Source organism: Ensifer sp. Root31, assembly GCF_001424825.1.
Taxonomy (GTDB): domain Bacteria; phylum Pseudomonadota; class Alphaproteobacteria; order Rhizobiales; family Rhizobiaceae; genus Ensifer; species Ensifer canadensis.
Genome location: NZ_LMCO01000037.1, coordinates 12,154 through 36,407 on the forward strand (window position 1 = coordinate 12,154; position 24,254 = coordinate 36,407).

The window sequence follows — 24,254 nt, forward strand, 5'->3', positions numbered from 1 at the left end:
AGTTTTCCGACATTCACGCACCGGCTGAACGGCCGGTGCGTCCACCGCTCTTAAACCGCATGCCGTTTTCGCAAAACCGCTGCACACTTTTGCGCGACATGCATCAGCCGCTATTGCGTCGGCCGGCCGACGATTTCGACCTTGTCGGAAACAAGTGCTGCCAGCGCGGCCTTGTCCAGCCGCCAGTCCGGCGAGCCATAGCCAAGCGGCCACTTGTAAGGCTCCCTGTCGTTGAAGAACACCACGGCCGTCAACAGCGGGAAACGCGCGCGATAAGTCCTGCGATCGAAGATTTCTGCGTACCAGGCGCGCTTGTAATCCGCTGAACCGGCAACCCCAAGCTCGGCAATCATCACAGGCTTTCCAAAGCCTTCGACGCGGCGGTATTTTTCGCCAAGCGTCTCGCCGAAGCTGCGCTCCCGCCCCCAATAGTCCACATCCATCTTCTGCAGACCCCACACGGGAATGCCGATGGCATCGACGACATCGTCGCCGGGATAGTAGCCGGCAAGGTTGCGATGGCCCTTGGGCGACCAGACGAAGCGAGCGTCAGGCGCCAGCTCCCGGCAGCTTCTAACGAAATAGCGAAACGCCTTCTTATAGCCGTCCATGTCGCGCCGCGCCCAGGGATAGCGGCCGTCAGGGTCCTCCATCTCGTGGCCCCAGCGCATGTAGACCGGCGCTGCAACCGCGCCGGCACGCCGGCAGATATCGCCGATCTCGCGGTCGAAACGACCGCGGCCGATATCGGCAAACAGCCGCTCGCCGCCCGCCCGCCAGTTGCTCGCATGGGTATAGGGCTCGACGGAGATCATCAGCGCCCGCCCTTGGCCCTCGGCAATGGCGATCTTGCGCTTCAGCATCGCCTTGTCGAGCGCCTGCCAATAGATGAAGACATGCTCGATCGTGAGCGCAGCGCTGCCCGTGACCGCGTCATGCGGATCGTAGACGCCGATCGCGACCTCGCCGCCGGGCGTGCCGGCAGACCGCGCCGCCGAGCTGATCGAGCCCGTCGTCAGCACGCGATCGACCGTGCCGCCGAGATCGGCAGCCGCAACCCGCGAGGCACCCGCCACCGGCAGAAGCGCCATGAGGCCGGCCAAAAACACCGATCTGAACATCGCAATCGACAAGAGCTGTCTCCGGCAGGAGGACTTTGAGCATTTCCAGGAAAAGCCCGGGAAGGTTCCGCCCGGAGTTGCCTGGAACACAAGGAGCTTGAGTATTTCCGTTCGTGCATCCAACGCGGAAACGGTCTAACGGCACTCGGAATGAAACGGGGTGCTGTGGCGCTCCGCCCTATGGGAATGGCTTTACAGCGAGCTTCTGAGGAAGCAGCGCGACGTATGGCCGAAACCGCTCGGCGAGCAGATATAGGGCGCGCGGCCGAGATAGGCGGAAACGCGCCGTCTTGCCGGCAGCGGCTCGACGATATCGTCCTCTTCCGCAACCTTGATCAGCTTGCCCTGCTTCGCGCCCGCGCTCGGTGCGCTTACGGCTGCCTTGGAGCCGGCAGACGCAAACAGCGGGCTTTCAGCCATACTCGCCGACGAACAGCCGGATGAGACAAGCAGAAGACCGAGAAGCGAGGCAGGTACGAGATACTTGAAACCCGAAACGGTGGTGCGGCGTGCGCCGCCCAAGGCGGTTAGGCTTCGCATAAGCATCCTTTCGAAGAAGCGGCCAGCGCCGCTTGGCAACTTCCCTACAGCGCCGCGCGTCTTGTTAGACGCGCAAAGGTCGCTGCAGCACTTTGAATGGCTGCATGTTTTGATCCTTAAATCGAATAGGATTTAAGGAAACATGCAGTAGCGGGAATCACCCAAGAAGTTCAACCCCCACTTCTTATTATTGACAGCTAAAATTAAGAGTTTCTTTCTTAGCGATGTCTTTTCACACGTACGGACGACCGAAATCGGCGCGGCAGGCACGGGCCTTCGCCTCGCCAGCCGCCGCCCAGCCAAGGCGCGATACGTGGCCGCAACAAAGAAACGCTGTGAGATCATCAGGCCGGGCCGCCAACCCACGCGCACCGATTTCAACCGCACACCGACGTCGACCATGCGCCAGTTGCGCGCCTGTCTTCCTTCCCTTCGCAGCGCCTGCCGCACCAGCCGCCATCGCCGCCATGCGCGCCGATCACCTGTCAAGCCGCAACAGCCGTTCGTCCGCGGGACGCTCGGCGCAAAACCGGGCCCGACCAAAGTCCCCCTCATTTCTGGCTGCCGGCTGTTTACACAGTGTTGACCTCTGTGACGCACCTTGGCTTCCAGGCGCAACATGTTTGAGCGTATGCGCCCACTCCAAAACTGCCCGCTCCGGCGGGCATTTTTTTGACCGCTCGGCGGTTATCTCACAGATGAGAAGTATCTAACCGTAGAGCAGCCAGGAGCGCGGTTCTCCAGCGCGACTGCTGTTGAGCCATTTTTAGGTCGCGGAAAGAACCCTGGTGGGCGCGAGGTCCCGGGCCGGCGCGAGCCTTTCATGAGAGACGTCCTTATCAGGCTCGCTTTGTCGGCCATTGCAATTTTTAGGCGTTTCACGTCTGCCTTGCATATAGCTTCAGCAATCAAGCGCGTGTTGTTAGCATTTTACAGGATTTCCGCTCACATCCTACGCGTTGCACGAGGATAGAGACCTCACGCCCGCTTTACGCTTCATCGAACGCAATGATTTAACAGGCTTGAGACGCAGATCTCGCAAACATTCGCCGGTAGGTTACAATGGTGGGCCCGGAGGCCCTACATATCCGCAATGAAATCAGCTGCTTAGGACAAGTTGAGACAATCGGAAAAGGCAAGGAAACTCAACTAACGCTTTTTCCGAGTGTCTCATCGCCGGAGAGGGATTTAAGGCTCAAACTCGATGTTGTCAAAGAAGCGAAAGCCCTTTTTGGAGGAGCCTTTGCGCAGTCGGTTTGGGTCGAACTTGGCTTGCCTGGTGGGCCGGTGAAAGACAGCGCACCGCCCGATGGAGGGGGAAGCAGTGAAGCTGAGGTAATCAAACGGTTCATCAGGGATAACGTTTTGGAAGACATCGCTAGCAGGGAGAAATCTTCAGCGCTCTACGATGTGTACTGCCGATGGTCGGCCGAGCAGAAATCTCCGATCATGACCCAATGCATGTTTGGGCGGCATCTCGCCCGCTCGGCGGGGTTGCGGCGCGTGAAATGTCAGGTTAACTACTACCTCGGTATTCGGCTGCACTACCTCGGTACGCGGCTGCGCTAAGGCTTGACCGCGTCCACTGCCATCCCTGCTCCCCCGTACCCCCTCAGCAGGGGCGGCAACTATCTGTAGCGCTCGCATCTGCGATAGTTGCGATAGTTTTGCGGTAGTTTTGCGATAGTCACCGGGGGTGAAAGGGGTGTAAAATCAATGACAACGATAGTTTGCGATAGTTTTCTCGTGCATATATATATGAAGAAATATGTTGAGCACTAAATCTCTGAATGCCTATATATAGTAAAAACTATCGCAAACTATCGTTCCTATTGATTTATATAAATAAAACTATCTCAAAAACTACCGCAAAACTATCGCAGACTATCGCAATTCAAAGGTGCTTCCCTTACAGTTTCTGACAGTTTCTGACAGTCATTCCGACAGTTGATAAGGGCAAAAGCTCAATTAAATCAGTACCTTTAGGCAGTTCCCGACAGTTTCCGCGCGCCTACGCATATAAGAAATAACTTCGGCGGCATGGTGTTGAGATATGAATTTGATCTACATGGCACGAGGATAACTGTCAGAAACTGTAAATAGTTACGTATTTCATATACTTAACTATCAGATCGACTGTCTGACTACTGTCAGAAACTGTCGGAAGGTTTGAAGAGCACCTCCCGATAATCACGGGAAAATCCCGTGGTTGGCCGATTAAAGACGCGATATCAATACCTTAACAATCTGCACCTCAACGCGATACCGTTCACCCGAGCATCGGGTCAGGCCAGACCCCGGCCGGGGGGTGGTCCTAGTCTTTCGGCCTATATCGGGGACCGGCGGGGGGAGGTTCGCTCTATAATTTTTCCAATTAGAGATTTTTTTGTGTAAAGACAAAGCCTTAGCAGGATTTTCGTGTCCAGCTTTGTCCAATTCCCAAATCGGCCTCCCCTCTGGCATACAATCGGGATGGCAAAGCGCTCTAAAAAATCCGCCGATCTCGAAACGCGCGACAGTTCGCCCGCATCCCCCGACGACATCATGGTCGCTCTGTGGACAGGGACCTCGCCCAACGCCTTTGCGATATCGGGTGTTGCAGCGCTCAAGGTTCCCGCCGTATCGGCCGCCGTCCGCGTGATTTCCGAAGCTGCCGCGACCCTCGATGTCGGCGTGGTCGAGATCCTCGAAAACGGAACGGAAGAGGCCCGCCCCGATCATCCCGTTTCCCGGTTGCTGCGCGGCGATGCCAACCAGTGGACCTCGGGTTTCGAGTTGATCCGTGACCTGGTCGCCGACGCCCTCGTGCGGAACGAAGGCGGTCTCGCCTGGGTCAATCGCGTTGGCGATGATCTCCGCGAAGTCATCCACTACCAGCGCAGCGCCATCAGCGTCGATTACGATCCGCTGACGCGCCAACCGACTTACCGGCTGAACGGCCAGCGCATCAGCGCCAGCAGCATCGTTCACGTTCGCAGCCCGTTCGATAGTTGCCCGGTCACACTGGCGGCGAAGGCGATCGGCGTGCTGGCGATCATGGAAACGCACGCCGGAAAGCTCTTTGAGAACGGCGCGCGGCCGGCTGGCGTCATCGAGATGCAGAAGGGCCTCGGCGACGAAGGCCTCAAGAAAATGAAGGCGGCCTGGCGGGCTTCGCACGAAGGCGCACAGAACGCCGGCAAGACGGCCATTCTTTGGGATGGCGCGCAGTTCCGCGCAATCACCATGAATTCGACGGACGCGCAGTTCCATGAGTTGCGAACCTTCCAGATCCTCGAAGTTGCCCGCGCCTTCCGGGTGCCGCCGTCGATGCTCTTCGAACTGGAGCGCGCCACCTGGTCGAACTCCGAGCAGATGGGCCGCGAGTTCCTGACCTACACGCTTGAGCCGTGGTTGAGGGCGCTGGAAGGCGCGCTCGGCCGGGCGCTGCTTACCCGCGTTGAACGCAAGCGGTTCCGCATCGTCTTCGATCGCGATGACCTCACGCGGGCCGATCTCGGCGAGCGCGCCACGGCCTATTCCAGCCTGATTACATCGCGCGTCATCAACCCCAATCAGGCGCGGAAGTGGGAAGGCCTGCCGCCCTATGAGGGCGGGAATGAGTACTCAAACCCCAACATCAGCACGGGCAGCAACGACGGCCCGTCGACCGGAGAGGACGAATGAAGGATCTCGACGACATCCTTGCCAACGTCGAGGATCAGGATCGCGGCGCGGAAATGGAGCTTCGCAATCCGGCGACCGGCGAACCGCTCGGTCTGAAGCTGACCCTTGCCGGTCCTGATTCTCTCACACAGCGCCGGTCACGGCTGCAGATGTCCGACGAACTCGCCGAGCTCGCGCGCGCCGACGGCACGGTCTCGGCCGAAGAGCGGGAAAAGGCGTCAATCGCTTCGCTCGCTCGCTGCGTTCTGCGCTGGGAGATCGTCCAGGCGGGCCAGCCGCTTTCCTGCACTCACGGCAATATCGTCCGGTTCCTGTCTGTCGCATGGGTGCGCGAACAGGTTGATGCCTTCGCCGGCAACCGCGCCCACTTCATGGCAGGTGCACGATGAACCACCTCGGCCTCTCCACTCGCTACCAAGCGCCGAGCGATGCCGGCGAGTTTTCCGGCTACGCGGTCATCTGGGGCCAGCGCAACGGCCACAATGAGATCGTCCAGCGCGGCGCGTTTGCCCGGTCGCTTGCGGCTCACCAGCGTGCCGGCACCAAGCCGCTGATGCTCTGGTCGCACGAGCCGTCTGAGATCCTCGGCGTCTGGAACGAGATCCTCGAAGACGATGTCGGGCTTTTTGTGCGCGGAAATCTGATCCTCGACATCGACGAAGGCCGCAAGGCGCATGCCCGCCTAAAGGCAGGCGCGGTCAATGGCCTGTCGATCGGCTTCCGCGTGCCGCCTGGCGGTGAGAAGCGTGGACCTGGGGGCGTGCGCCTCCTGACCGCGATCGACATCGCCGAAATCTCCATCGTCGGCCTGCCAAGCGCCAGCGGCGCGCGGATCACCGACATTCGCAGCACCGGCCGCTCTGTCGAGAGCGCAGCGGCCTTCGTCAAAGCCTGCCGTGAGGCAACGCGCTCTCTACAGCCAAGGAAGTGACAATGAAACAGAATCTCTTGCACCTCGATGCCGCAGCCGTGGGCCTGATGTTCGGCCAGTCGCCGCTCGAAACACGCGCCGAAAACGATGATCCTTTGGTAGCAGCAACCGCTGCGGTCGAGGAGCTGCGTACCGGCTTCACAAGTTTCCAGACCCGCGCCGAAGAACAACTCGGCGGCATTGCCGCAATCACCACCCGCCTCGACGACATCGAAACGCGGATGAACCGCCCGGGCGCCGGTGGCAATGGTGGCGGCGACGGCGATCCCTCGCTTGAGTGCCGCGCATTTTCCAACTTCCTGCGCATGGGCCGCGAGCCGATGGCGGCCGACGAGGTTCGCGCCCTCGTTGTCGGCGACGACACCAAGGGCGGCTATCTGGCTCCGACCGAGTTCGTTGCGGAAGTCGTCAAGGGTCTCGTCGAACTCTCGCCAGTTCGCCAAGCGGCACGCGTCGGCAGCACCTCCGCCGGCGGCGTCATCCTGCCGAAACGCACTGGTCGCCCGACCGCGCACTGGGTAGGCGAGGATGAAGATCGGAAGGAAACCGGCTCGACCTACGGCCAGCTTGAAATCCCGGTCCATGAAATCGCTTGCTATGTCGATGTGAGCCTGCGGCTGCTTGAGGACAGCGCCATCAACGTCGATTCGGAAGTCGCGTCCGATCTGTCCGAAGAGTTCGGCAGGATGGAGGGGCCGGCGTTCATCAGCGGTGACGGCGTGAAAAAGCCGGAAGGCTTCATGTCGGCGGCCGGCATTCCGGAGTTCAAGAACGGCCACGTTTCCGAGATCAAGCCCGATGCGCTGATCAAGATGATGTATTCGCTGCCGGCGGCCTACCGCAACAGCGCCTCCTGGATGATGAACGGCACCACGCTCGGGATCATTCGCACGCTGAAGGATGGGCAGGGTAACTACCTCTGGCAGCCATCCTACCAGGCTGGTCAACCTTCGACCCTGCTGGGCCGTCCCGTCGTCGATGCCGTTGATTTTCCCGATATCGCAGAGAACGGCTTCCCGATCGCCTTCGGCGATTTCAGCCGCGCTTATCGGATCTACGACCGGGTGCAACTCAGCATCCTGCGCGATCCCTACACGCAGGCATCCAAGGGTCTTGTGCGCTTCCATGCCCGCCGTCGCGTCGGTGGCGGAACGGTCCTCGGCGAGGCGCTTCGCAAGCTCAAGATGAGCGCCAACTAACGGGCGATTTCAGGCCGCCGGCCTCGGCGGCTTGATCCCTTTCAACGGAGATCACCAACATGCGGGACATCGTCCACAACATCAAAGTAGTGCAAGCCGCCGCGCCGGCAGCACGTGGGGCCAGCTTCGACGGCGCAGCCATCGACCTGAAAGGGTTTGGCAGCGTTGCTCTTGTCGTCAGCACCGGGGCCGTAACCGGGGCTGGCGACATGACGGCCAAGCTTCAGGAAAGCGATACCACCACGGCCGGCGATTTCACGGACATTGATCCGGACCATCTGCTCGGCAGCCTCCCGGCCAGCCTGGTGGCGAACTCCACCGCCAAGATCGGCTATCGCGGCTTCAAGCGCTACCTTCGGGCGGTGCTCACGCTGAACTCTGGAACGAGCGTCACCGTCGGGGCGAACTTCATCCTCGGCCACGCTGCCGATCGGCCGGTGGCCTGACATGCCGGTTAAGGGTCCTCGCATATGCGGTTGCGGGCGGCTGGTGCCGTCGGGAACCGCTTGCGCATGCGAGACCCGACGCGCTCGCGAGCGGAAGGCGCGCCATGACGCCAGACGCCCTACCGCCCGCGAGCGTGGCTATTCGGCGGAATGGGAGAGGGAAGCAAAGGCCTTCCTCGCTGACCCCGTCAACAAGCGCTGTGCGCGCTGCGGCGAACCTTCCACCGTCGTCATGCACATCAAGAGCATTCGCGCCCGTCCGGATCTTCGAATGGAGCGCTCGAACTGGCGGCCTGGTTGCCAGCGCTGCAACGCCAAAGAGGCCGCTGAAGAGCGGCGCAACAAGTCAAAGGATTACTGACATGCCGATTTTCACAACCGCGAACAGCAAAGTTTTCATCGGCGAGCCGCTTGCCGCCAAGAACGCCGATTTCGTAGTGGCCGATTTCGCCGACATCGACTGGACCGAGATCGGTGGACTGGAAAACATCGGTTCCGTCGGTGACACCAGTGCCGAGGTCACCTTCGATGATATCGGCAAGGGTCGCACGCAGAAGCTCAAGGGCACGCGCAACGCCGGAAACTGCGAGCTTGTGATGGGCATCGACTACGCCGACCCGGGCCAGATTGCGCTGATCGCGGCCGAAAAGACGCCGCACGATTACGCTTTCAAGATCGAGTTCAACGACAAGCCCGCAGCCGGCGCCAGCCCGAAGAACTCGCAGCGCCTGTTCATCGCAAAAGTGATGAGCGCGGCCGAGGCTCTTGAGCAGGCCAACAACGTCATGAAGTTCAACGCAACGCTCGGCGTCAATTCGAACGTCGTTCGCGTCAACGCATCGGCGGCGTGAGGGCACAATGTCGCTTCTGACCACTACCGGCAGCAAACTCTACATCGGCAGCGCACGGCCCGGCTGGCAAGCTGGTCCGGTCGAGGCTGGTGCTTTTGCTGCCGATGTGTGGACGGCCATCAACAACGCCGAAAACCTTGGCCGCGTTGGCGGCGAATGGGGCACCGAGGATGTGACCAAAATGCCCGCTGGCGACCCCGGCGGGCCGGTCTATGAGGCTCATGTGAAGGTGACCCGCAAGGCGACCTCCATGCAGTTGATCCTCGGACTCAATGCCGCCGATCCCGGCCAGATCGCGCTGCAGGCGGCTTTTGACAGCCTCCATCCTTTCGCTTTCCGCATTGACTTCGCCGACGCCCCGGCGCTCGGGCCAGCGCCAACCCCTTCGAAGCGACTGTTCATCGCCCTAGTGACGTCCACGGATGACGTGCTGGACAGCTCCAATCGCGTCGTCGGCACGGCCTGCGTACTGATCCTTCAATCGAGCGTCGTCCGCATAGCGGCGACCACGGGAGCCTGATGCATGATCGTCGAACTCGATCACGTCAAAGAAAACCTCAACATCACCGATGGGGCCGATGATGCGTTGATCACGCGCCTGATCGCGGCGGCCGAAAGCCATGTCAACCGGCTGCTGGGCTTCAAGATGGAGGTGGAGTTTCCGGCCAATACCGTTCCGGAGGATCTCAAACAGGCGATCTCTCACCTGGTCGGGCATTGGTACGAAAACCGCGAAGCGACGATCGTCGGGGTTGGCATCGCCAGTGTCCCCTACAGCGTGCAGGAAATCGTCCGCGAGTATCGGAACTGGAGCTTCTGATGGCGAACGACGGCGGCCTGTCGAGGATCCAGCAGCGCTTGAACGCCATCCCGGCGAAGATCAAGGAAGCCGTTTATCCGGAAGTCCTGAAGGCGGCCGAGGATGTTGCCGACGACATGCGCCATATCGCGCTGCAGTCGAAGGATACCGGCGAGCTCATTGAGAGCATCACCGTCACGCCCGCCGGCCAGACGACGCCGGCCTATTCTCAGCCCGGGGGCGCGACCTTGGTTCCGGAAGGCGCGGCCAAGGTCACCGTCGGCAACAGCGATGTCCGCTATCCGCATCTGGTCGAATACGGAACCACCGAGGTGGACGCGCAGCCATTCTTCTGGCCCGCCGTCCGCCTCAACCGCAAGAAAGTGAGCGGTCGCATCAATCGCGCGATCCGCAATGCCATCCGGCAGAACTGGGGGAAGAAATGAGCGTCGAAACGGCGGTGCAGGTTGGCATCCGTTCGCGCCTGATCGCCACGGCGGGTGTCACCGCGTTGGTTCCTGCCGGTAACATTCTCGACCGAAGCCAGCGGCCTATCATCGATCCCTCTATCATCCTTGGCGAGGGCTTCTCTCTTGAAGGTGGAGATACGATCGCAAGGAACCGTTTCACCGTGGTTTCGACACTTCACCTCTGGAAGAAAGAGCCGTCGCTATCGGGCGTGCGAGCCATCGCCTGGGCCATACGCTCGGCGATCCGGCCGGCACGGCTCGAACTCGGCCCGGACTTCCATTGCGCCGATTGTCGGGTGTCCTCGGTTCGCTATGTGCGCGATCCGGATGGCGAGACCAGCCATGGCATTCTGACCATAGAAACGCTCGCGGAGTTGATCGAATGAGGGCCGGCCGTCTCGACCGAACGATTGTCATCGAGCGATCGACCTACGTGGTCGATCCTGCCGGTACGCCCGACTACACCTGGACAACGGTTGCCACCGTCCGCGCCGAGATCGTGCAGGCCAGCACCGAGGAATTTATCCGGGCATACGGGGCTAGCGATGAAACGCTGGTGATCTTCCGTCTCAGATTCATCGAGGCGATCACGAACGCCGATCGCGTCAACTATGGCGGCCAGACCTACAACATCAAGGAAGTGAAGGAAATCCGGCGTCGTCGGGGCCTTGAGCTTCGAACCGTGGCGGTATCGGGAACATGAGCACTCGCGGAAGGAAAGCCGAATTGCGTGTCGTGGATGAGAATTTCCAGACCACCGCCGACCCGGACATTCCGAAGAGTATTCCCGCCGACATGCACGGCGAGTGGCGCGATGTCGTCAACGACCTGAAGGCGCGCAAGGTGCTGACGGATGCGATGCTCGGTAGCGTCGAAAGTTACATTCTCGCACTCCGCAACACGCGCCTGGCGCAGGAAGCCATTGAAACTCACGGGGCCGTTAGCGTCACCGCCAAAGGCGCGCTGCAGAAAAACCCGGCTGTCACACTGCTGGGCAAGGCGCAGGTGACCATGTCGCGGCTCGCTGCCGAACTCGGGCTGACACCTGCGGCGCGCTCTCGACGACAGATGAGCGGCGGGGATGAAGGCAGCGACGATCAGAAGAGTTTGTTTGATGATCTCATGGATTTTTGACGATAGCCCGATCGATGATCCGTTCGGTTACGGCGAGCGCGCCGTGCAATTTCTGCGCCTCCTTAAACATCCGAAGTCAACTCTAGCTGAGAACGCCTTCCAGCTGGACTACTGGCAAGAGAGGATCGTGCGTCGCATCTATGGGCCGCGCCATCCTGACGGGCGCAGGATCGTGCGGACCGTTGCCATGATGCTTCCGCGAGGAAACCGGAAAACCTCGCTGGGTGCTGCTCTGAGCCTGCTCCATACGATCGGCCCGGAAAATACGCCTGGCGCTCAAAACATGGTTGCGGCCGTTGATCGCAAGCAGGCGCGCATCGCCTACGAAGAGGCTTTCAGCATCATTGAGGCGACGGTCGAGAAAAACAGCCGCAAGCGACTAGAGCTAACTGATTCCGACAATCACATTGGCAATCGCAAGACCGGCGCAAATTTCCGGGCGATGTCTGCCGACGGTAGGGTCGCACATGGTTACACGCCTTCGTTCGCCCTCATGGATGAGATCCATGCTTGGCCGAAACGAGACCTCTGGGAAGCCATCAAGAGCGGTCTCGTGAAAGTTCCTAATTCGCTCTTGATGGTGATTAGCACTGCTGGGCGCGGCCAGCAGAACCTGGCATTTGATTTCTTCGGTTATGCGCGCAAGGTCCAGCGCGGCGAGATCGATAACCCTTCATGGCTCCCCATCCTGTTTGAAACACCGAGGGACGCGGACTGGCTTGATGAAGACTTGTGGCATAGCGTTAACCCCGGCCTGAGATACGGCTATCCAGATCTCGAAGGCCTACGAGAGTATGCCCGCGAAGCCCGGGAGCAACCATCGGAGCGGTCAACGTTTCAGCAGCTCTGCCTGAACATGTGGCTTGATGGCTCGGCCGATCCGTTCGTTGATATGCTGGTCTATGACGAGGGCAATTTCCCGGTCGACATCGACGATCTGGAGGGTCAACCCTGTTGGCTCGCGGTCGACCTTTCCTCGGTCAACGACCTTACTGTTATCGTCGCTTGTTGGGGCAACAGCGAAGACGGCTACATCGTCCACCCTTGGTTCTTCTGTCCCGCCGACAATCTGCGCGGCCGCGCTGATCGCGATGGCGTCCCTTATCCAGATTGGGCGGAAGAAGAATACATCACGCCGACGCCCGGCAACGTCATTGACTATCGGTTTGTCGAGGATCGCATCCGCGAACTCTGCGCACGTTTCGAAGTCCGCGAGATCGCCTTCGATCCGCATATGGCAAAGCCGATCCTGAATAGCTTGCTTGAGGATAACTTTCCTGCAGTTGAAATGCGGCAGGGCTGGGTGACCATGGCGCCGGCCATCAAGGAACTTGAGCGCGCCATTCTCGGCCGGCGCTTCCGTCATGGTGGACATCCCATCCTGAGATGGAATTTCGAGAACATCGTCGTTCACGTCGACACCGCCGGCAACAAGGCATTCCACAAGGGCAAGAGCAAGGATCGCATCGACGGCGCCGTTGCTGCCGCAATGGCGGTATCGCGATGCGCCGCCGGCGGAACGTCTCTTTCGATCTACGATTCGGACGATTGGTCCGACGACATGGCTTATTTTTAGGGGGTGATGATGGCTGAAGGCGGCGAAGAGCAACTGGCGATCGAGGTTATCGCCAAATTGAACGCATTGGAAAAGCAGATGGCGAAGGCCTCGGGCATCACTGCCAAGGCCTATCGCGAGATGTCGCAAGGGTCTCGGCGCGCCACGCGCCAGATGGAAGACGATACGATCAGGGCGACGGCGCGCATCAACCAGGCGCTTGCGGCGACCTCGGGCCGGATCGGTCTCTATGGCAAGGCGGCCATCGCCTCCCTCGGCGGCATCGGCGCGGCGCTATCCACCCGCGAAGTCATCGCCTACGCCGACGCATGGACGGCGGCAAAGAACAGCCTCGCTGTCGCGGGTGTCGTCGGTGACAAGCAGGCTGACATTCTCGACCGGCTCTATCAGTCGGCGCAGGCCAATGCTGCTCCGCTCTCGGCGATGGCGAACCTGTTCGGCAAGGCGGCGCAGGCGTCCGACAACCTCGGGGCATCGCAGGAAGAATTGCTAAAGTTCTCAGATGGTGTCGCGGTCGCGTTGCGCGTCGCCGGCACAAGCTCGACCGAGGCATCCGGCGCGCTGACACAGTTGGGCCAGCTTCTCGGCTCCGCCCGTGTCCAGGCCGAAGAGTTCAACTCGGTCAATGAGGGCGCGCGGCCGATCCTGATGGCGGTTGCTGCCGGTCTCGACGACGCCGGCGGCTCGGTCTCAAAGCTGAAGCAACTTGTCAACGACGGCAAGGTTTCAGGGCAAGAGTTCTTCCAAGCGTTCCTGCGGGGCCTGCCGCAAATCCAGAAGATGGCGGCCAACGCGACACAGACCATCGACCAGGGTTTCACGAAGGTATCGAATGCCTTCATGCGCTACATCGGCCAGACCGACGAAAGCCTTGAAGGGTCGCAACGCCTGGTCGCGGGTCTCAATGCCTTGGCTGACAACTTCGATCAGACGGCGGATGTTACGCTGAAGCTGGCCGGTATCCTTGCCGGTGCTCTTGTCGGTCGCGGCATCGGCGCAATGGTCGCCACCATACCGAACGCGATCGGGTTGGTGATGAGCCTTACCGCGGCGATCCGCGCCGGCACGCTGACCGCCGCGGGGCTTGGTGCCGCGCTCGGTCCTCTCGGTCTCATAGCCGGTGCAGCTGCGGCCGCGACACTCGCTTTCGGCAAGTGGGGAGATTCGATCGATGATGCCACGCGGAGCCTCGCAGACCAGGCGGCGAGCGGCTCGGCGATCGAGGGCATGATTGCCGATGTCTCGAAGGCGCAGGAGGCCTACAAGTCGGCCATCGCCAACACCGCCGGAGCGCAAACCTCGGCAACCAACAGCATCGTCGCCGATACCAAGAAAGAGTTCGAGGCGAAGAAATCACTCCTCGAGCTTGAGATGAAACGCCAGCAAGCGCTGGTCGCGGTCAGTCGGGCTGCATTGGCCGACAAAAGCGCAGCGCTGAAGGCGGAAGTCGGCGGCGCGGTCAACATCGATCTCGGCCGAGCGGAGCGCGGCGGCTTCTCCGATCCTCGGGTTGGCAATTTCGTCCGCTTGCCCGACGACATCACCGGCCTCGATAAGACCCGCGAGACGATCGCCAACAGTCCGTTGACGGCAGAGATCCAGAAGCTGCGGGCCGAGATCGACCTGGCTGAACTATCGACCGAAAAGCTCAACGACGCGCTGGGCACAACGTTCTCGGATAAACCGGGCGGCAAAGGTGGGGCTGGGGCTGCGGGCGGTTCGGGCAAGGGAGGCGCTGCGCAGAAAGCCGACGATTACGAGCGTATGGCGCGGCGCATCGCCGAGGCGACGGCGGCAACCCTTGCGGAGGCTGAAGCGCAAAAGGCGCTCAATCCGACGATTGAAGACTATGGTTATGCGATCGAGCGCGCCCGGGCGCAGCATGAGTTGCTGACGGCGGCAAAAGAGGCCGGCCGAAAGATCACGCCGGAACTCGCGGCCGAGATCCAACATCTCTCCGAGGCTTACGCGCAGGCGGAAGTCAGCGCCAACAAGCTGACCGAGGCGCAACAGAAGGCGCGCGATGATGTCCAATACACGATGGATGCATCCCGCGATGCGCTCGGCGACCTGAAGAACGCGCTCGACGACGGCAAGCTCTCATGGGACGAGTTTGCCGATGTTGCCATGAATGCCCTCGACCGGATCATTGACAAGATGCTCGATGACCTGGTGGGCGCCTTTGACCAGGTGGGCGGTCAGGGTGGCGGCCTGTTTAGTTTCCTCGGCGGAATTTTTGGGGGCGGTGCGAAAGCCGATCCCTGGGCTGGCATGCGGGGTGCCTCGCTGCCGAAGTACGCAGATGGTGGTGTTGCGGATAGACCTTCCATCTTTGCTGAAGCAGGCCCGGAGGCTGCGGTTCCGTTGCCCGATGGTCGCCGTATCCCGGTCGACCTGCGCGATCAGGGTAAGCAGAAACCCCAGACCGAGGACCGGCCGTCACTGATGCGTGTCGAACTCTCGGAAGGCCTTGTCGGATCGATCATTGATCAATCGAACAGTCACACTGTTCAGTTGATTAAGCGGAACGAGGCGGCTCGGCAGAACATCCGGCAGAATGGTGGAGACTGGTGATGGCGAACCTCTCCAAACTCCTCTGTGATGAACTGCGGCGCGGCATACAGGCAGGTGGCGGCCGCGCCAAGGTGCCGGCAGGTGGTGACTTGCTATGGCTTTGGTTCCGCGATCTTTGCAGGACGCGCACCTATCACGCCTCGGGGCCGAACCCGATCAGTTATGCCGAGATCGAGGCTATGGCCCGCCTGCAGCGTTGGCCGCTCTCTCCCCGCCATGTCGAGATCCTGCGCGCCATGGATGATGCTTGGCTCGACCAACACTATTCGATCCGGAAGCTGCTCAGCAGCACAAAGGCCTTGCCGCAAACCTCGCAGCATGCCGTCTCGCCGGAACTCTTCGACGCAATGTTTGGGTGACCTATGAGAATACACGGAATGTGTTCCGGATGGCGCGAGTATCGGTATGGGACGCAAAAGCCACCAACCGTTGCCCCGATTCTAAAGCCCAAAGATAGGGCCGCGACAGTCTCGGCGGTGATAGATGCGCTGAAAGACTGGCGATACTCCGAGTTTGAGAACGAAGCGGAGGTTCGCAGGACCATCCGCGTGTATTTTGTCAGTAAGGGGCATGGCTGGCATCCGTCCGACAAGGAAGCCGATGTTTGCTTGTCTGCGGCATTCCAGCATCTTGGGCTCAAGCGGCCAACCTGGCTAGAAGGGCAATGGGCTTACACCGCACCCCATGAGAACTGCCTAAGATGCAACGCTGAGATCGATGAGGAAGATCAGGCCAGAGGGCTCCGCTTCTGCTCCGACATGTGCGCGCAGGCGGCTCGCGCGCATCGAGATCGCGGGGAGCGGTCATGGAACGATTGGGTGTTCCGGAAAGCTTGGCAAGAGATCAAATCGAGGAATGCGCCGCCGAGGCCGTGTGAGCAATGTGGAAAGACATTCCGCGAATATGACAAAACTCGCCGGTTCTGCTCGGTGGCCTGTAAAAACGAGGCCATCACCGTCCTACCGGATATCGAGTGCCCATCCTGCCAGAAGATGTTTCACCCTACGAATGCCGCGCAGAAATGCTGCAGCCTCAAGTGCGCTGGTTTGAACCGAAATCGAGAGTACCGCGCCAATGCGCCGGAGACATCTTGCGCGGTTTGCCATTCCATATTCCGCACGACGAAGCCGGGACAGGTCTATTGCTCGACGGCCTGCCGCCGAAGCCCGGAGGTGCGCCGCGCCACGTACCTCGCCAGCAAGGCCCAGCCAAGAGTTGCCCGGATTGATCTACCAGAGCAAGTTTGCCCCTGTTGCGAATCTGCCTTCAGGCCGCACCGCAAAGGGGTCACCTATTGCTCTGTGGACTGCCGGGAAGGGAAACGCCGCCCGGTTGCCAACGTCATTTACCTGACGCCTGAGATGTTTGACCGCATGTTCGATCGGCCACGCGTCATCACTGCCGAGGTCTTCGATCGAATGTTTGGCTAGCTCGGAGTACCGGCATCGTCATCCGTGGTCGTCAAGGTGTCGATCTTCTTGAGAAGCGACTGGAACGTCTGGGCAACCTCTTCAACATCGGCCATGACCGCGCCGGTGTCTCTGCTTTCTCGTAAATTGTGTGTTTGTCCATTAAGCTCGCGCATCGAATAGGCAAGCTTCATCAGTGTTTTCAGTGTTGATGTAACGCCCGTGACGAGCCTGCGTGCATCAGGTTCCTTGCCTTCCGTTCGTTCCCCAAAATACTCGAAGAGCGCGCTGTTGGTTTCTTCGATGGCCTTTGTATGTGCCGCAAGATCCGCCGCCAATGGGCTCACTTTGGCATCGGTGATCAAACCGACTTTGCACAGCCTCCTAATCGCGTCGGAGCGCGTTGGTATCCGATTGGCGAAGCGCCAATCGTCGATTGCGGTGACTTCGTCTTCCGACAGGTACATGTGAATACGGTTTTCACGCGGCTTGACCATATCTCTATCCTAAAAAACGGCACATGTGATGCACAGATCTATTGACTAACCAGAGCAAAAGATCAATGGTCCATGAAATCGGCACATGTGATGCAGCATGTATCGTTAATGGAGAGTTAGGATGGACAAAAAGACAATTCGCATGCCGGTCATGATGGGACCGCACTTAGTCGAGCGTATTGATGAATGGGGTTTCTCAAAGAAAATCAGGACACGTTCAAGCGCTGTCAGGCTTCTGATCGAAAGAGCATTGGCTGCCGAACTTGCTGAAAACGAAAAAGGCGAAGCCACGGCCTAGGAAACCAGCTTCGCCCTTTCGGAAACTCATCATCCAAAGAGGGACAATGAAATGCAGACGCAACCTACATCAGTAGCGGCGACGAACACAAGCCTCATCCACCATGATGCTCTGATAGAGGCCTATGACAGCTTGGCCACTGCCTATGATTTCATCAAGGTAGCGTCGATGGCCTGCGCCGATCTGGACACAGATTACCAGTCGCCAATGGGCCGTGTGTGCAATGCTGCTATCGAGAACCTCGATAGCGCAAAGCGTGACCTCATGATTGTCATAGGGCAGTTTGTTCCCAAGCGGGGCGTTAGTAGCTGATGATCTCATCTTCTCACCCGCTCGCGGCAACCGATCTTAGCGACGCCCAGAAGCTACTTCAGGCTGCAATCGAGACCTGCGACGAACTACGCAAACGCTTCGGCGGCACTGATGCCGCTGCGATTACCCGTCTCAAGAACGGGCTGCGCATCGCCCTCGATCGTGTTGGCGATGCGCTCGACGATCTCGAACGCAAGGGTTCCGCCACATGAAAAAAGACAGGCCGTTGGGCATCAAGGAAATCGCCCACGAACTCGGTTGCAGCACCAAAACAGTGCGGCGCTACCACGCAAGCGGTAAGTTGAAGACCTTTCGGATCGGTGATGGCGCATCGCCCATCAAAATGCGTTCCATCGATCTGAAACGTCATCTTGAGAAACGGGACAAGAGCGGTGGCTGAGATGGGAGCAACATTGCGAGAGCTTTCCCTGCCCCGCTTTGCCCTTCGTCGCGACGAGGCTGCCGCCTCGCTCGCGATCTCGCCTTCGTTGTTCGATATCTGGATCAAGGAAGGACGCATGCCGAAGGGCCGAAAAATCGGCGGCGTGATGCTTTGGGATACCGAGGCTGTGAGGCATGCTTGGAGCCGGCTCAACGAAGACGGCGAGCTTGACGATGACGATAACCCCTATGACAGGGTGGTGGCATGATCAAAACCCGGTTGCGATATTGCGTTTATGACCCGGACCCGCGTGGCAACGATCGCTACTATGTCAGGAAGAATGGCCGCAAAAAGATCCGCATCCACGAGAAATTCGAGGATGCGCAAGGCAACATCACCAAAGATTTCATGGCCGCCTATTGGGCGGCCTTGGAGCTTATGGATAAGGCTGCTGCAAAACCGAAAAAACAGACGCCGCGCGAGGATACCTTCGATTGGCTCGTTGACCAGTATTTCCGGTCAGCCAAATTTCAGAAATTCGACGCAGCGACACAGCGCGACAAGCGAAGTGTTCTGACGCGTTTCTGTGAGACCGCCGGCTCCCTGCCCTACCGGAAGTACCGTCGGCAGGACATGGAGGCGAGCCAGCTCAAGCGCAAGTCGACGCCTGGGGCCGCTGATAAGCTGGTCAAGGTGATTCGCGCGCTGTTTAACTGGGCGATCAATCAAAGTCCGCCGCTCGCCTCATCGAACCCCGCCGTTGCCATTGAGAAGCTCAACGCCGGCAGCGAGGGCTTTCACACTTGGACGGTCGAGGAAGTCGAGCGGTATCGTGCGCACCACAAGCTGGGGACCAATCCCCGGCTGGCATTGGAAATCATGCTCAATATCGGCGCTCGCCTATCCGACGCCTCTCGCATCGGCCGGCAGCATGAGAGCGCTGGTTGGTTGAGGTTCACCGCATTTAAGAACCGTAACAAGCACCCGACCGTCATTGAGGTGCGTATGACATCAGATCTGACATCGGCTCTCCGCGCGACCGAGACTGGCGATTTGACTTACCTGGTGTCGGAATACGGCGCCGCCTTCACAATCAATGGCCTCGGTAACCGGATGCGTGAGTGGTGTGATGCTGCAGGACTGCCGCATTGCTCTGCGCACGGCCTCAGAAAAGCGGCCGCCGTAATGCTCGCGGAGAGCGGCGCGACCGCCCCGGAACTGTGCGCAATCTTCGGATGGTCGAAGCTTGAGACTGCCGAAACCTACATCCGCAAAGCCCAAAAACGGAAGATGGCGGACAACGCTTTCACGCGCCTCGACGAATACCGGAACCGCAAAAGTGTCTCACTTTCGAAGTCGAAAAAACAAAATGAGACAAAAACAGGAAAAAGCGATGCGAAAACAACGCTCTAAGAATGGGATGGTGGGCCCGGAGGGACTCGAACCCCCAACCAAGCGGTTATGAGCCGCCGGCTCTAACCATTGAGCTACAGGCCCACGCCGGATCAAAGATCCGGGACTCAGCGAACCAATGGCAGTTCGTGATCGGCAATGGCTCTAGCCGAAAACCTTTTTGACGACAAGTCATTGCCGCAATGCCCACACAATCGCTAAGCATGAAAGCAGCAGGGACAGAAACAACCGGAGAGACACGAACCATGACTTCCACACGCACTGCCCGCACGCTTTCCATTGCTGCCTTGGCCGCCGCCTTTGCGGGTATTGCCGCTGCCGGCGCGCACGCGCAAGATCCCGCCAAAAAGCGCGAAGCGATCATCACCGTGGCCGGCGAAGGCCGCTCATCGATCGCGCCTGACATGGCCATCCTGCAGCTGAGCGTCGTCAAGGACGCCAAGACCGCCCGCGAGGCGCTCGACGCCAACAACAAGACGATGGCCGAGGTTCTGGCTGCGCTGAAGGACGGCGGCATTGCCGAGCGCGACCTGCAGACGAGCGGCTTTTCGGTCAACCCGCAATACAACTACCCGCCCAACAATGACGGCGGCAACCGCCCGCCGGAGCTGATCGGCTACCAGGTGGCCAACGGCGTCAGCGTGCGCGTGCGCGACCTCGCCAAGCTCGGTGACATCGTCGACAAATCGGTGACATTGGGCGTCAACCAGGGCGGCGGCATCCAGTTCACCAACGACAAGCCGGAAGGCACCATCACCGAAGCGCGCAAGGCAGCCGTTGCCGACGCCATCGAGAAGGCCAAGGTTCTGGCCGAAGCTGCCGGCGTCTCGCTCGGCAACATCGTCGAGATCACCGAACAGGGCTTCCGCCCGGAGCCGGTGCCGATGATGCGCGCCGGCATGGCCAAGGAATACGCAGCCGACTCCGTGCCGATGGCAACGGGCGAAAACAGCTACAACGTGACCGTCAACGTCACCTTCGCGATCAAGCAGTAAGACCGACCGCTGAGGCCCGTCCCGCGGAAAGTGCGGGCGGGTTTTGCGGGCCTGCAGTTGGCTCGGTACGACGCTTCGCTTAGGCGGGCATCAGTCGCATAGCAAAGCCCCGTGCGGTTACAACCGCGCGGGGCTTTTTCTGTCCGGCTTGAGATTGAAGCATGTCGCGAAAGTGTGCCGCAGGCTTGCGATAACGACATGGGTAAAACAAGAGAACCCGGCCGCTGAGGATTATCGACCCCGTCTGGAGGCCAGAAGCACCGACCCCCTCCGGGTGGACCCTCTGTCGGCTAACCAGCGTCGCGGCCGATGCCAAGGCATCGCTCTGCGGTATGCTGCTCACCGGATGGAGCGCATACGGTCCCACGCACGACAGCGCCGCGCGTCGTATCAGACGCGCAAAGTCGCTGTAGCACTTGGAATTGCTGCGCGCTTTGATTGGCAGAGCCACGCTTTGCCCGGCCACTGAGGCAGCCCTCCCGCCAAACAACGCAAAGTGGGTCGCGGCTTCGCAACAGCGCCAGGTGGACCAGAGACTTGTGGCGTGCGGCCCAGCCCTGCTCTTCTGCGATGTGTCTCAGACAAAGAAAAACCCCTCACGCCTGGGGCGTGAGGGGGCGCATTTCCGCCGGCCGGGGGAGACAGGACGGAAAAGGCTTGGATTACCAGCGGCCGATAAAGGGGCAGCCGCGAACGTTGGCGAACGCGATCGTCTGGCGATAGCCGCGGCGGCTGCCTTCGACGACGACGCGGCGGTGCGAGACATCGGCGACATGGGCGCGGCGCAGGCCATGGTCACGGGCCTTGTCGACGGCCATCCAGGGGGCGCAACGGCTACGGCGGCCACCGCCATCCCAGCCACGGTCCGGACCGCGGCGCTCGCGACCCCAGTCGCGCTCGTCACCATAACCACCGTCGTAGTCGCGATACTGGACCTGGACGCCACCGCCCGAGCCGAAGCCGAATTCGACGGTTTCTGCGGAAGCGGTGGAAGCGGCGCCCACGAGGCCGGTCAAACCGATGACGACGGCGGCGGCTGCGTTGATGAGGGTATTCTTCATGGTCTTTCTCCGAGGGCTTGAAGGGTTCAATCTGCAATCACCGTCCCAAGCGATTGATCGGACAATAGCGGCGCCAAACTGAACGCTAGCGGAACTGCACATTCATGCGGGGTTCAGATTGCGGGCACCTGACGAAAACCGGCGGGAGACAAAGATTCGTTCGACTTTTAAGCGAGCCGCAACGGCGCGGTGCCGCCGCACCAGAACCGGATTTTCGCTAGAAATATCAGTTGATTAATGGAATCCCCGGCACGCAGGATTGCGATACCGCGCGCGACGGGCGGCATAAAAAGATCGCCACGATTTCCTTGAGGCGGCCGTGATGCGTCGCTGCCGATCAGCCGGCAAGTTCGGCTTCGAAAGCCCGCATGTTGCGATAATGGCTGAGCCGGGTGATCGACTGGTCCTCGATCTCGAATACGAAGACGGTGGGGATCGAATAGGTTTGGCCGGATGCGGCGGGAAAGCCCTCCAGCGTCTCACGATAGGTGCCGCGCGCCGTCACATCGGCGGCAATCCGCTGGCCGAAATTGTCGCGCATCAGCACGATGTCGCCATAGGTTTCGTCGAAATGCCGGAGATAGGTCATGATGCTTGCCCGCAGCGGCTCGACGCCGACGGTGCGCTGGCCGGTCAGCGAATCAAGCGCCACGTCCTCGTCGACAAGCCGCGCCAAGGCGTGGAAATCGCGGTCGTTGAGCGCCTCGATGAAGCGGCTGGCAATGGTCTGCGCGTCGGTCATATCTACCTCGATGCTGATTGCGTATGGCCATGCCTTTCGGACGGCAGACGAGGAAACGACGATCGAACGAACGCGCCGGCAAATTTCGTTCGCACCCCGTTCCCTAACCAATATGGAGGGGTGACAGTCCCCTTCAAGACGTTGCCGCGGTCAATCGGCAGATGTCATGGCCCCAGATGCAGCACGATCTCGCGGCGGTGCGGCCGGTCGCGGTGTTCGAAGAGATAGAGCCCCTGCCAGGTGCCGAGCGCCATGCGGCCCGCATTGACGGGCACGCCGATCGACACCTGCGTCAGCGCCGCCTTGATGTGAGCGGGCATATCGTCTGGCCCCTCCTGCGTGTGCACCACCCAGCGCATCGACGGATCGGAGGATGGCGGCACCAGCCGGGCGAAGAACTCGCGGAGGTCCCGCTTCACGTCGGGATCGGCGTTTTCCTGGATCAACAGCGAGCAGGAGGTGTGGCGGACGAACAGGGTCAAAAGCCCCTCGCCCGCGCCGTTGGCGCTGACGAAGTCTGCCGCCTCGTCGGTGAACTCGTAGAGCCCCTGGCCGCGGGTGGAAATGACGATCGTGGTCTGCGGCATCGGCGTTGGTTCTCCTCGGCTGGCGGCGGCAAGCGCGCCGCCACCTGAACGGGTTTGGCAAAAGCCGCTGCCAAGTCAAGCCCACTGCAGGTCTCCTTAAATCCTATTCGATTTAAGGATAAAACATGCAGCAATTCAAAGGGCTACAGCGACCTTTGCGCGTTTAATAAGACGCGCGGCGCTGTAGGCCTCCCGCCAAGTCTATTTCTCGAGAAAAGCCTCGAATCCGCCATAGATCATGCGCTTGCCATCGAACACATCCTTCCAGGCATCGCCTTGCAGCCGCGGATCCGCCATCACCTTGGCAACGATCGCGTCACGGTCGGCGCGCGACTTGTAGACGATCCAGGAAAAGACCACGGTCTCGTCGTCCTTGGCCTGCACGGCGCGGGGAAAGGACGTCACCTCGCCATAGGGCACGTCGTCGCCGAGGCATTCGGCATAGGAGAGTGCGCCATGCTCCATCCACACATCGCCCGCCTGCCGCGCCATGTCCTTGTAGGCCTCGATATTGCCCTTGGGCACGGCAACGATGAAACCATCCACGTAACTCATGTCGATATCCTCCTCGGTTGCTTCGACCAACAAAGGACGAACGGGATGGAAAGGTTCCGACAAAACCAGCGATTTTTTCAGATGATGAATGCTTGGGTGCCCTCGCCGCCTTTGCCGGCCGGCCTGTTGCGGCCACTCAAGGCTTTGAGAAAAAATCCGGGTCGCCTGTCGGCACATCCGCTTTTCGTTCGTCCTTGGGAAGACCACCGCCCAAGGGAGCAACAGTCATGCAGAAGATCACGCCCTTTCTCTGGTTCGACAACCAGCTCGAAGACGCCATCCAGTTCTATACCTCCATCTTCCGCAATTCCCGCGTCACCGACGTCAAGAAAGGGCCTGACGGTAAGGCGTTCACCGCCTCGTTCGAGCTTGAGGGACAGGCGTTCATGGGGCTCAACGGCGGGCCGCATTTCAAGTTTTCCGAAGCCGTCTCGTTCTTCGTGCGCTGTGCCGATCAGGCGGAGGTCGACTATTATTGGGAGCGCCTGCTCGACGGCGGCACGCCGCAGCACTGCGGCTGGCTGAAGGACCGCTTCGGCCTTGCCTGGCAGATCATACCGGATGCGCTGATGCAGCACCTGAGCGATCCTGATCCGGCCCGCGCCGGCCGCGCCCAGCAGGCGATGATGGGCATGGTCAAGATCGACGTCGCCGGGCTTGAAAAGGCCGCCGCCGGCTGAGCCCTATGCCAGCTGC

General features: G+C 60.2%; 32 protein-coding genes and 1 tRNA gene. 25 read left to right on the forward strand and 8 right to left on the reverse strand.

The window, feature by feature from the left end; genetic code table 11:
- Nucleotides 1-110: 110 nt before the first annotated feature.
- Nucleotides 111-1,133, reverse strand: coding sequence for a glycosyl hydrolase (locus ASD00_RS27260; protein ID WP_051509175.1), 1,023 nt, complete (start codon nt 1,131-1,133; stop codon nt 111-113).
- A 180-nt stretch (nt 1,134-1,313) separates the two neighbouring features.
- Nucleotides 1,314-1,661, reverse strand: coding sequence for a hypothetical protein (locus tag ASD00_RS27265; protein WP_038576297.1), 348 nt, complete (start codon nt 1,659-1,661; stop codon nt 1,314-1,316).
- A 1,062-nt stretch (nt 1,662-2,723) separates the two neighbouring features.
- On the opposite strand from ASD00_RS27265, the gene ASD00_RS27275 reads away from it, so the two are divergent.
- The 17 genes from ASD00_RS27275 to ASD00_RS27360 all read left to right on the forward strand — a co-directional run bounded on the left by ASD00_RS27275 (nt 2,724) and on the right by ASD00_RS27360 (nt 16,737).
- A complete protein-coding gene (locus ASD00_RS27275) occupies nt 2,724-3,230 on the forward strand; it encodes a hypothetical protein (RefSeq protein WP_057210272.1) in 507 nt (168 codons plus the stop codon).
- A 903-nt stretch (nt 3,231-4,133) separates the two neighbouring features.
- Nucleotides 4,134-5,327, forward strand: coding sequence for a phage portal protein (locus ASD00_RS27280; protein ID WP_057210274.1), 1,194 nt, complete (start codon nt 4,134-4,136; stop codon nt 5,325-5,327).
- Nucleotides 5,324-5,716, forward strand: a complete 393-nt coding sequence (locus ASD00_RS27285) for a hypothetical protein (RefSeq protein WP_057210276.1) — start codon at nt 5,324-5,326, stop codon at nt 5,714-5,716. Before ASD00_RS27280 ends, ASD00_RS27285 begins: the two co-directional genes overlap by 4 nt.
- Nucleotides 5,713-6,258: an HK97 family phage prohead protease gene (locus ASD00_RS27290; protein WP_057210278.1), complete on the forward strand. Its 546-nt coding sequence runs from the start codon at nt 5,713-5,715 to the stop codon at nt 6,256-6,258. The genes ASD00_RS27285 and ASD00_RS27290 overlap by 4 nt, the downstream gene beginning before the upstream one ends.
- Nucleotides 6,259-6,260: 2 nt before the next feature.
- Entirely contained in the window at nt 6,261-7,457 is a 1,197-nt protein-coding gene (locus tag ASD00_RS27295; protein ID WP_156585811.1) for a phage major capsid protein, read from the forward strand.
- A gap of 59 nt (nt 7,458-7,516) precedes the next feature.
- Nucleotides 7,517-7,903 carry a hypothetical protein gene (locus ASD00_RS27300; RefSeq protein WP_057210280.1) on the forward strand — a complete coding sequence of 129 codons (387 nt, stop codon included), beginning with the start codon at nt 7,517-7,519 and terminating at the stop codon, nt 7,901-7,903.
- A 362-nt stretch (nt 7,904-8,265) separates the two neighbouring features.
- Nucleotides 8,266-8,754 (forward strand): hypothetical protein, encoded by a 489-nt coding sequence (locus ASD00_RS27310; protein WP_057210284.1) that lies wholly within the window; start codon nt 8,266-8,268, stop codon nt 8,752-8,754.
- A 7-nt stretch (nt 8,755-8,761) separates the two neighbouring features.
- The gene (locus ASD00_RS27315) at nt 8,762-9,274 is read left to right on the forward strand and encodes a hypothetical protein (protein WP_057210287.1); all 513 of its coding nucleotides are present in this window, start codon (nt 8,762-8,764) and stop codon (nt 9,272-9,274) included.
- Nucleotides 9,275-9,277: 3 nt separating this feature from the next.
- Entirely contained in the window at nt 9,278-9,574 is a 297-nt protein-coding gene (locus tag ASD00_RS27320) for a head-tail connector protein (RefSeq protein WP_057210288.1), read from the forward strand.
- Entirely contained in the window at nt 9,574-9,999 is a 426-nt protein-coding gene (locus tag ASD00_RS27325) for an HK97-gp10 family putative phage morphogenesis protein (RefSeq protein ID WP_057210289.1), read from the forward strand. The genes ASD00_RS27320 and ASD00_RS27325 overlap by 1 nt, the downstream gene beginning before the upstream one ends.
- Nucleotides 9,996-10,409 carry a DUF3168 domain-containing protein gene (locus ASD00_RS27330; protein WP_057210291.1) on the forward strand — a complete coding sequence of 138 codons (414 nt, stop codon included), beginning with the start codon at nt 9,996-9,998 and terminating at the stop codon, nt 10,407-10,409. Before ASD00_RS27325 ends, ASD00_RS27330 begins: the two co-directional genes overlap by 4 nt.
- On the forward strand, nt 10,406-10,726 hold the full coding sequence (locus ASD00_RS27335; RefSeq protein ID WP_057210292.1) for a phage head closure protein: 321 nt from the start codon (nt 10,406-10,408) through the stop codon (nt 10,724-10,726). Before ASD00_RS27330 ends, ASD00_RS27335 begins: the two co-directional genes overlap by 4 nt.
- A 32-nt stretch (nt 10,727-10,758) precedes the next feature.
- Nucleotides 10,759-11,157 (forward strand): phage terminase small subunit P27 family, encoded by a 399-nt coding sequence (locus ASD00_RS27340; protein ID WP_244496141.1) that lies wholly within the window; start codon nt 10,759-10,761, stop codon nt 11,155-11,157.
- The gene (locus ASD00_RS27345; protein WP_057210296.1) at nt 11,138-12,733 is read left to right on the forward strand and encodes a terminase TerL endonuclease subunit; all 1,596 of its coding nucleotides are present in this window, start codon (nt 11,138-11,140) and stop codon (nt 12,731-12,733) included. The genes ASD00_RS27340 and ASD00_RS27345 overlap by 20 nt, the downstream gene beginning before the upstream one ends.
- Before the next feature lie 9 nt (nt 12,734-12,742).
- Nucleotides 12,743-15,307: a tape measure protein gene (locus ASD00_RS39305; protein ID WP_082523745.1), complete on the forward strand. Its 2,565-nt coding sequence runs from the start codon at nt 12,743-12,745 to the stop codon at nt 15,305-15,307.
- Nucleotides 15,307-15,666, forward strand: coding sequence for a hypothetical protein (locus ASD00_RS27355; protein WP_057210300.1), 360 nt, complete (start codon nt 15,307-15,309; stop codon nt 15,664-15,666). Before ASD00_RS39305 ends, ASD00_RS27355 begins: the two co-directional genes overlap by 1 nt.
- Before the next feature lie 189 nt (nt 15,667-15,855).
- The gene (locus tag ASD00_RS27360) at nt 15,856-16,737 is read left to right on the forward strand and encodes a hypothetical protein (protein ID WP_156585814.1); all 882 of its coding nucleotides are present in this window, start codon (nt 15,856-15,858) and stop codon (nt 16,735-16,737) included.
- Here the strand turns inward: ASD00_RS27360 and ASD00_RS27365 are convergent.
- Nucleotides 16,734-17,213, reverse strand: coding sequence for a hypothetical protein (locus tag ASD00_RS27365; protein WP_156585816.1), 480 nt, complete (start codon nt 17,211-17,213; stop codon nt 16,734-16,736). The two genes, ASD00_RS27360 and ASD00_RS27365, sit on opposite strands and share 4 nt — an antisense overlap.
- Before the next feature lie 121 nt (nt 17,214-17,334).
- On the opposite strand from ASD00_RS27365, the gene ASD00_RS40400 reads away from it, so the two are divergent.
- The 6 genes from ASD00_RS40400 to ASD00_RS27385 are packed head-to-tail and all read left to right on the forward strand — an operon-like array spanning nt 17,335 to nt 19,618.
- Nucleotides 17,335-17,511: a hypothetical protein gene (locus tag ASD00_RS40400; RefSeq protein WP_156585818.1), complete on the forward strand. Its 177-nt coding sequence runs from the start codon at nt 17,335-17,337 to the stop codon at nt 17,509-17,511.
- Between the two features lie 51 nt (nt 17,512-17,562).
- Nucleotides 17,563-17,823 (forward strand): hypothetical protein, encoded by a 261-nt coding sequence (locus ASD00_RS27370; RefSeq protein WP_057210304.1) that lies wholly within the window; start codon nt 17,563-17,565, stop codon nt 17,821-17,823.
- Nucleotides 17,823-18,035: a hypothetical protein gene (locus ASD00_RS27375; protein WP_057210305.1), complete on the forward strand. Its 213-nt coding sequence runs from the start codon at nt 17,823-17,825 to the stop codon at nt 18,033-18,035. Before ASD00_RS27370 ends, ASD00_RS27375 begins: the two co-directional genes overlap by 1 nt.
- Nucleotides 18,032-18,223 (forward strand): helix-turn-helix domain-containing protein, encoded by a 192-nt coding sequence (locus tag ASD00_RS41240; RefSeq protein ID WP_200951500.1) that lies wholly within the window; start codon nt 18,032-18,034, stop codon nt 18,221-18,223. The genes ASD00_RS27375 and ASD00_RS41240 overlap by 4 nt, the downstream gene beginning before the upstream one ends.
- 1 nt (nt 18,224) lies before the next feature.
- Complete coding sequence (locus ASD00_RS27380) at nt 18,225-18,473, forward strand: hypothetical protein (RefSeq protein ID WP_057210306.1); 249 nt, start codon at nt 18,225-18,227, stop codon at nt 18,471-18,473.
- Entirely contained in the window at nt 18,470-19,618 is a 1,149-nt protein-coding gene (locus ASD00_RS27385) for a tyrosine-type recombinase/integrase (RefSeq protein ID WP_057210307.1), read from the forward strand. The genes ASD00_RS27380 and ASD00_RS27385 overlap by 4 nt, the downstream gene beginning before the upstream one ends.
- A gap of 8 nt (nt 19,619-19,626) precedes the next feature.
- Here ASD00_RS27385 and ASD00_RS27390 read toward each other — a convergent pair.
- A tRNA-Ile gene (locus tag ASD00_RS27390) sits at nt 19,627-19,702 on the reverse strand.
- Nucleotides 19,703-19,863: 161 nt separating this feature from the next.
- On the opposite strand from ASD00_RS27390, the gene ASD00_RS27395 reads away from it, so the two are divergent.
- Nucleotides 19,864-20,613: an SIMPL domain-containing protein gene (locus tag ASD00_RS27395; RefSeq protein ID WP_057210308.1), complete on the forward strand. Its 750-nt coding sequence runs from the start codon at nt 19,864-19,866 to the stop codon at nt 20,611-20,613.
- A gap of 662 nt (nt 20,614-21,275) precedes the next feature.
- Here ASD00_RS27395 and ASD00_RS27400 read toward each other — a convergent pair.
- From ASD00_RS27400 to ASD00_RS27415, 4 genes are all read right to left on the reverse strand, one after another.
- Entirely contained in the window at nt 21,276-21,674 is a 399-nt protein-coding gene (locus ASD00_RS27400) for a hypothetical protein (protein WP_025427873.1), read from the reverse strand.
- 337 nt (nt 21,675-22,011) lie between these two features.
- Nucleotides 22,012-22,416, reverse strand: a complete 405-nt coding sequence (locus tag ASD00_RS27405) for a ketosteroid isomerase-related protein (protein ID WP_025427874.1) — start codon at nt 22,414-22,416, stop codon at nt 22,012-22,014.
- A gap of 164 nt (nt 22,417-22,580) precedes the next feature.
- Entirely contained in the window at nt 22,581-23,003 is a 423-nt protein-coding gene (locus ASD00_RS27410; protein ID WP_025427875.1) for a secondary thiamine-phosphate synthase enzyme YjbQ, read from the reverse strand.
- Between the two features lie 201 nt (nt 23,004-23,204).
- A complete protein-coding gene (locus ASD00_RS27415) occupies nt 23,205-23,558 on the reverse strand; it encodes a DUF1428 family protein (protein WP_025427876.1) in 354 nt (117 codons plus the stop codon).
- Between the two features lie 227 nt (nt 23,559-23,785).
- Between ASD00_RS27415 and ASD00_RS27420 the strand changes: the two genes are divergently transcribed.
- Nucleotides 23,786-24,238: a VOC family protein gene (locus ASD00_RS27420; protein ID WP_025427877.1), complete on the forward strand. Its 453-nt coding sequence runs from the start codon at nt 23,786-23,788 to the stop codon at nt 24,236-24,238.
- The last annotated feature ends 16 nt before the right edge of the window (nt 24,239-24,254 follow it).

What these genes read in the sequence shown, in the direction of transcription:
- ASD00_RS27265 (WP_038576297.1), bottom strand. Translation starts at nt 1,661, where the DNA reads ATGCGAAGCCTAACCGCCTTGGGCGGCGCACGCCGCACCACCGTTTCG.
- ASD00_RS27275 (WP_057210272.1), top strand. Translation starts at nt 2,724, where the DNA reads ATGGTGGGCCCGGAGGCCCTACATATCCGCAATGAAATCAGCTGCTTA.
- ASD00_RS27280 (WP_057210274.1), top strand. Translation starts at nt 4,134, where the DNA reads ATGGCAAAGCGCTCTAAAAAATCCGCCGATCTCGAAACGCGCGACAGT.
- ASD00_RS27285 (WP_057210276.1), top strand. Translation starts at nt 5,324, where the DNA reads ATGAAGGATCTCGACGACATCCTTGCCAACGTCGAGGATCAGGATCGC.
- ASD00_RS27290 (WP_057210278.1), top strand. Translation starts at nt 5,713, where the DNA reads ATGAACCACCTCGGCCTCTCCACTCGCTACCAAGCGCCGAGCGATGCC.
- ASD00_RS27295 (WP_156585811.1), top strand. Translation starts at nt 6,261, where the DNA reads ATGAAACAGAATCTCTTGCACCTCGATGCCGCAGCCGTGGGCCTGATG.
- ASD00_RS27300 (WP_057210280.1), top strand. Translation starts at nt 7,517, where the DNA reads ATGCGGGACATCGTCCACAACATCAAAGTAGTGCAAGCCGCCGCGCCG.
- ASD00_RS27310 (WP_057210284.1), top strand. Translation starts at nt 8,266, where the DNA reads ATGCCGATTTTCACAACCGCGAACAGCAAAGTTTTCATCGGCGAGCCG.
- ASD00_RS27315 (WP_057210287.1), top strand. Translation starts at nt 8,762, where the DNA reads ATGTCGCTTCTGACCACTACCGGCAGCAAACTCTACATCGGCAGCGCA.
- ASD00_RS27320 (WP_057210288.1), top strand. Translation starts at nt 9,278, where the DNA reads ATGATCGTCGAACTCGATCACGTCAAAGAAAACCTCAACATCACCGAT.
- ASD00_RS27325 (WP_057210289.1), top strand. Translation starts at nt 9,574, where the DNA reads ATGGCGAACGACGGCGGCCTGTCGAGGATCCAGCAGCGCTTGAACGCC.
- ASD00_RS27330 (WP_057210291.1), top strand. Translation starts at nt 9,996, where the DNA reads ATGAGCGTCGAAACGGCGGTGCAGGTTGGCATCCGTTCGCGCCTGATC.
- ASD00_RS27335 (WP_057210292.1), top strand. Translation starts at nt 10,406, where the DNA reads ATGAGGGCCGGCCGTCTCGACCGAACGATTGTCATCGAGCGATCGACC.
- ASD00_RS27345 (WP_057210296.1), top strand. Translation starts at nt 11,138, where the DNA reads ATGATCTCATGGATTTTTGACGATAGCCCGATCGATGATCCGTTCGGT.
- ASD00_RS39305 (WP_082523745.1), top strand. Translation starts at nt 12,743, where the DNA reads ATGGCTGAAGGCGGCGAAGAGCAACTGGCGATCGAGGTTATCGCCAAA.
- ASD00_RS27355 (WP_057210300.1), top strand. Translation starts at nt 15,307, where the DNA reads ATGGCGAACCTCTCCAAACTCCTCTGTGATGAACTGCGGCGCGGCATA.
- ASD00_RS27365 (WP_156585816.1), bottom strand. Translation starts at nt 17,213, where the DNA reads ATGGTCAAGCCGCGTGAAAACCGTATTCACATGTACCTGTCGGAAGAC.
- ASD00_RS40400 (WP_156585818.1), top strand. Translation starts at nt 17,335, where the DNA reads ATGGACAAAAAGACAATTCGCATGCCGGTCATGATGGGACCGCACTTA.
- ASD00_RS27370 (WP_057210304.1), top strand. Translation starts at nt 17,563, where the DNA reads ATGCAGACGCAACCTACATCAGTAGCGGCGACGAACACAAGCCTCATC.
- ASD00_RS27375 (WP_057210305.1), top strand. Translation starts at nt 17,823, where the DNA reads ATGATCTCATCTTCTCACCCGCTCGCGGCAACCGATCTTAGCGACGCC.
- ASD00_RS41240 (WP_200951500.1), top strand. Translation starts at nt 18,032, where the DNA reads ATGAAAAAAGACAGGCCGTTGGGCATCAAGGAAATCGCCCACGAACTC.
- ASD00_RS27380 (WP_057210306.1), top strand. Translation starts at nt 18,225, where the DNA reads ATGGGAGCAACATTGCGAGAGCTTTCCCTGCCCCGCTTTGCCCTTCGT.
- ASD00_RS27385 (WP_057210307.1), top strand. Translation starts at nt 18,470, where the DNA reads ATGATCAAAACCCGGTTGCGATATTGCGTTTATGACCCGGACCCGCGT.
- ASD00_RS27395 (WP_057210308.1), top strand. Translation starts at nt 19,864, where the DNA reads ATGACTTCCACACGCACTGCCCGCACGCTTTCCATTGCTGCCTTGGCC.
- ASD00_RS27400 (WP_025427873.1), bottom strand. Translation starts at nt 21,674, where the DNA reads ATGAAGAATACCCTCATCAACGCAGCCGCCGCCGTCGTCATCGGTTTG.
- ASD00_RS27405 (WP_025427874.1), bottom strand. Translation starts at nt 22,416, where the DNA reads ATGACCGACGCGCAGACCATTGCCAGCCGCTTCATCGAGGCGCTCAAC.
- ASD00_RS27410 (WP_025427875.1), bottom strand. Translation starts at nt 23,003, where the DNA reads ATGCCGCAGACCACGATCGTCATTTCCACCCGCGGCCAGGGGCTCTAC.
- ASD00_RS27415 (WP_025427876.1), bottom strand. Translation starts at nt 23,558, where the DNA reads ATGAGTTACGTGGATGGTTTCATCGTTGCCGTGCCCAAGGGCAATATC.
- ASD00_RS27420 (WP_025427877.1), top strand. Translation starts at nt 23,786, where the DNA reads ATGCAGAAGATCACGCCCTTTCTCTGGTTCGACAACCAGCTCGAAGAC.